This is a genomic window from Paenibacillus sp. OT2-17 (assembly GCF_009827695.1).
Classification (GTDB): domain Bacteria; phylum Bacillota; class Bacilli; order Paenibacillales; family Paenibacillaceae; genus Paenibacillus; species Paenibacillus polymyxa_B.
In genome coordinates this window covers 1-4,827 of sequence record NZ_WUDQ01000275.1, presented here as the reverse complement: position 1 = coordinate 4,827, position 4,827 = coordinate 1, and the positions used below count along the sequence as shown (strand labels likewise).

The window sequence follows — 4,827 nt, the reverse complement described above, 5'->3', positions numbered from 1 at the left end:
GTGCCCGTGATCTGGCTGTCAAATCCCTGTACCGGACCGGCCTCCAAAATATCAAGCGCCTTGCCTTTGGTCGGATTCTCTAGTTGCGGAATATCGATGAGTACGATATCACCTAGCTCCTTTTGAGCCAGCAGCAATGCGGTAGTGGCACCGGTAAAACCGGCGCCAACAATGGATATTTTTTTACGTTGAATGGACAAGTGGTATTCCCCTTCCTTACAGGTTACTAATAATGGTATCTGCGAACTCGGAGCATTTCACTTGTGTAGCACCATCCATCAGACGAGCAAAGTCATAAGTTACAATCTTCTTATTAATGGACGTCTCCAACCCTTTGTAAATCAGGTCAGCCGCTTCTTGCCAACCCAAGTGTTCAAGCAACATTACGCCCGACAGAATTACGGAACCAGGGTTCACTACGTCTTTGTCGGCGTATTTTGGAGCTGTACCATGTGTAGCTTCAAAGATAGCATGCCCTGTTACATAGTTAATGTTCGCACCTGGCGCAATACCAATTCCACCAACTTGGGCAGCAAGAGCATCGGACAGATAGTCCCCGTTCAGGTTGAGCGTAGCAATCACATCAAATTCAGAAGGACGAGTCAGTACTTGCTGAAGTGCAATATCAGCAATCGCATCCTTGATAATGATTTTGCCTGCATCTTCAGCTGCTTTTTGAGCTGCATTCGCCGCATCCTCACCGTCTTTTTCCTTGATTACATCATATTGGGCCCAAGTAAATACTTTATCTGCAAATTCTTCCTCAGCCACTTCATAACCCCAGTTTTTGAAGGCACCCTCGGTAAATTTCATAATGTTACCTTTGTGTACGAGCGTTACACTCTTGCGTCCGTGGTCAACAGCATACTGAATGGCAGCCCGCACCAGACGCTTTGAACCCTCGGAAGAAACTGGCTTAATGCCAATACCAGAGGTTTCAGGGAAACGGATTTTGTTCACACCCAGCTCTTGTTGGAGGAACTGAATAACCTTTTTCACGTCTTCGGACCCTTCAGCATACTCGATCCCCGCGTAAATATCTTCTGTGTTCTCACGGAAAATAACCATGTCTACCAATTCAGGACGTTTCACTGGAGAAGGAACACCGTTAAAATAACGAACAGGACGCAGACATACGTATAAATCCAGTTCTTGACGCAATGCCACATTCAACGAACGGATACCACCGCCAATAGGTGTCGTAAGTGGTCCTTTGATGGCTACAATATACTCACGGATGGCTTCCAAAGTATCGTTAGGGAGCCATTCGCCGTATGTATTGAAAGCTTTCTCACCAGCGAATACTTCATACCAGGCAATCTTTTTGCTGCCGTTATATGCTTTTTCTACAGCTGCGTCCAGTACGCGTTTGGAAGCTTTCCAGATGTCGCGACCCGTGCCGTCACCTTCGATAAACGGAATTACCGGATGGTTCGGAACCTGTAGTTGACCGTTATCAATCGTAATTTTTTCGCCTTCAGTTGGGAGCTCAAACTTTTCAAATTTCGCCATAAGTTCCTTTTCCTCCTCAGATATGAATGGGTACAGGACGAAAGACATGATCTTTATCACTGACAAAAACGTACATCTCTCGTCGTCCCCTCTATTGTACCTTATTTTTTAAATTCAGGGTATACAACCTCAATCTTCCTTCGACAAGGGGTTAGCGCAACTCTGGTGATACATATTTTTGATCCATTGGACCTGTATATTCGGCGCGAGGACGAATCAGGCGGTTATTTTCATACTGTTCTAAAATGTGTGCGGTCCATCCAGATACACGACTCACAGCAAAAATAGGTGTAAACAGGTCTCTCTTGATACCCAGTTGGGTATACACAGAGGCAGAATAAAAATCCACATTGGGCTTCAAGCCTTTTTGCCCTGTTACAATTCCTTCAATTCGAACTGACATATCAAACAACGTTGTGTCACCGTTCATTTCCCCCAGCTCGCGGGACATTTTGTGCAAGTGCTTGGCACGCGGATCACCGTTTTTATAGACTCGGTGTCCAAAGCCCATAATTTTTTCGCGGTTATCCAGTTTCGCCTGAATATAGGAGTCCACCTGATCCAAACCACCAATCTCCTCCAGCGTTTTGGCCACAGCCTCATTGGCCCCACCATGCAGTGGTCCTTTTAAAGCTCCAATTGCAGACGTGATTCCAGAATAAATATCCGACAATGTGGCTACCGTTACACGCGCAGCAAAGGTAGAAGCATTTAATTCATGATCGGCGTGCAGCACGAGAGCCTGATTGAACGCTTTAATAGCCGTCTCCTCTGGATCCTTGCCAGTCAGCTGATACAAAAAGTTTTCAGCGATGGAAATACCTTTTTTAGGCGCAATCGGCTCCAAGCCCTCTCGTATACGTGCTATCGCTGCCACAATGGTGGGCAATTGCGCCTGAAGCTTGACGGTTTTAGTCACATTAGACTCTCTCGACATATCATCCGCCTCTGGGTCATACAAAGCGAGAGACGATACGGCTGACCTCAAGGCAGCCATCGTGCTCAAATTTTTCGGGTATAACTTTAATTGAGTAACAATTTCATCTGGAATAGCAGCGTATTCGCTTAACTGGTTGCGAAGCTCCTGCAATTGCTCTTTATCAGGTAATTTTCCAAACCACAACAAATAAGCTACCTCTTCAAAATCGGCGTTAACAGCCAAATCATCAATGTTATAACCCCGGTACGTGAGAACGCCATCTACGATAGAGCTTATGGAGGAAGTGGTCGCTACGATCCCTTCCAGACCTTTAGTCGCTGTCATCGTTACATCTCTCCTTTGTAAAAACATTGTGAACGGACTTGCAATGTAAACATTTTCAAAAGTAAGATATGTCTTTTAAATAGCTGAGTAATGTTAACGCCATATGTCAATATTTAAACCTTCTTTCACTATACTGGATTTTGTCGTTTATGTGAACATTGAGGGCTATTCCAACACATTCAAATGTTTTATCGCTTCCATAAATAAATTTTTGAAATCCCTTACAAAAAATATTGATTTATTTGCACTTTTTTACACAGGTCTTGTCTCCCCCCTTTCCCGCATATGTATAGTAGAGCATTTATTTTATGAAAAACTATCGCATAAGAAAGGAGCCGTGAGAGCTTGAGCCGATTAATCCTGAATCGCATATTTCGTGCTATATGGGTGGCAATCGTGATTGTAGCTCTGTTACTGGGCATATATGCGCTTTTCCCTCTCATCTATCCTTTCCTATTCGCCTGGCTTGTGGCTTATGCCATGAATCCACTGGTTAGTTTTCTGCGTAACAAAGCCCGTATGCCACGTTGGACGGCTGTCACGGTCTCATTATTTGTATATTTAGGTGGAATTGCAATTATCCTTTCTGCGGCAATCACCCGCATGGTCCGAGAAGTTATAAAGTTGGCCATGACTTTCGACGGACATATTGAGCGTTTTAAAAGTCTGTTTATCGATTGGACACAAAGCGATTTGATTCAAAATGTAATTATTGAAATTAACCATTTTATCCGGGATAATCCGGATTACCAACATACCATTAACAGTAATATTGATAAGACAACTCAAACCGTGAGTTCGGCTGTCACTACGCTAGTCGCTCAATTTTTTAATGGAGTTTTGAACTTGCTAACCTCTCTGCCTAATATGGGAGCAGTTCTAATGGTTATTGTATTAGCAGCCTTTTTTATTAGTAAGGACTGGGACCGACATAGTCGGATGCTCTCAAATACGGTTCCTGATACGATTCGCAAACCATTGTCGGATATATGGCACGATCTGCGTAAAGCACTGTACGGCTATTTGCGTGCACAGTTTATTATCATCTCCATTACGGCATTAACAGTCATTGTTGGGCTGTTCATATTGCGTGTGGAATCCGCCTTTACCATCGGTTTGATGATCGGGCTAGTGGACTTGCTACCTTATTTGGGGGTTGGCATTGTGATGATTCCGTGGATACTGTATGCGTATATGTCTGGTAATTTGGCACTAGGGGTAGGATTGTCGATCCTTTATATCATCCTGTTGATTGGACGACAGATCGTGGAGCCTAAGGTGCTGGCCAGCAGCGTGGGCTTGAACCCGCTTCCCACCCTCATCGGTATGTTCATCGGGCTCAAGCTGTTTGGCGTTTTAGGACTAATTATCGGACCTGTATCACTGATTGTCGTTGATGCACTGAATCGCGCGAATGTCATTCAGGACTTGCGCAACTATATTCTCGCTGGAAGAGTCCGCTAGATCAATAGGAAAAACGGCAGCTCACGTCAAAATCGCCGAAACGTAATACTGCCGTTTTTCATTTTTTTCTCCAGCCACTTCAATAAAAAGCGTCGGTACAACGCTCGTGTTAAAGGGAATACCAACGTAAAACCAATAATATCTGTTAAAAATCCGGGGATAAGCAGCAAGCTTCCACCGAAAAAGACACATAATCCATCCAGCATTTTACGGCCGGGCATTTGCCCCCGGTTCATTTCATTTTTCGCATCGGCAATCACCTTACGACCTTCAAATTGCATCATGGCAGCCCCGATTAGGGTCGTCAGAATGATGAGTAAAATCGTTTTGCCCGCTCCAATCCAATGACTTACCCATATAAACCCGTACAGCTCCGCCAAAGGAATGAGCAGCAGCAACAGCCATAGACGTTTACGCATCATCATGACTTCTGCCCCTCCCCGCCTGTAAAAGCAAACCTTAATGCAGTGTACAGCTCAGGTAGCGCCTGATCTAGTCGAACAGGCTTCCATTCGGTGTTCAACCATACATGACGTGTCATCCCTGTGACAAGCAGTTCTCCCGGTAGCGTGTCTGCCTGGGTCCAT

The 4,827-nt window shown here is 44.7% G+C and carries 5 protein-coding genes and 1 pseudogene; 1 reads left to right on the top strand and 5 read right to left on the bottom strand.

What is annotated here, in order from left to right; genetic code table 11:
- The 3 genes from GRP75_RS19390 to citZ form a co-directional block, all read right to left on the bottom strand.
- Nucleotides 1–200, bottom strand: a 200-nt coding sequence (locus GRP75_RS19390; RefSeq protein WP_483311100.1) for a lactate/malate family dehydrogenase, incomplete at its 3' end; no start/stop codon positions are given.
- A 16-nt stretch (nucleotides 201–216) separates the two neighbouring features.
- Entirely contained in the window at nucleotides 217–1,512 is a 1,296-nt protein-coding gene (gene icd / locus GRP75_RS19385; RefSeq protein ID WP_023987916.1) for an NADP-dependent isocitrate dehydrogenase, read from the bottom strand.
- A 151-nt stretch (nucleotides 1,513–1,663) separates the two neighbouring features.
- Entirely contained in the window at nucleotides 1,664–2,776 is a 1,113-nt protein-coding gene (gene citZ, locus GRP75_RS19380) for a citrate synthase (protein WP_028542893.1), read from the bottom strand.
- A 345-nt stretch (nucleotides 2,777–3,121) separates the two neighbouring features.
- On the opposite strand from citZ, the gene ytvI reads away from it, so the two are divergent.
- On the top strand, nucleotides 3,122–4,240 hold the full coding sequence (gene ytvI, locus GRP75_RS19375) for a sporulation integral membrane protein YtvI (RefSeq protein ID WP_028542894.1): 1,119 nt from the start codon (nucleotides 3,122–3,124) through the stop codon (nucleotides 4,238–4,240).
- A gap of 26 nt (nucleotides 4,241–4,266) precedes the next feature.
- On the opposite strand, the gene GRP75_RS19370 is transcribed toward ytvI, so the two are convergent.
- A complete protein-coding gene (locus tag GRP75_RS19370; protein ID WP_013309596.1) occupies nucleotides 4,267–4,665 on the bottom strand; it encodes an FxsA family protein in 399 nt (132 codons plus the stop codon).
- Nucleotides 4,662–4,827, bottom strand: a pseudogene (locus tag GRP75_RS19365) (acyl-CoA thioesterase); the annotation flags it as partial. The gene GRP75_RS19370 and the pseudogene GRP75_RS19365, both read right to left, overlap by 4 nt.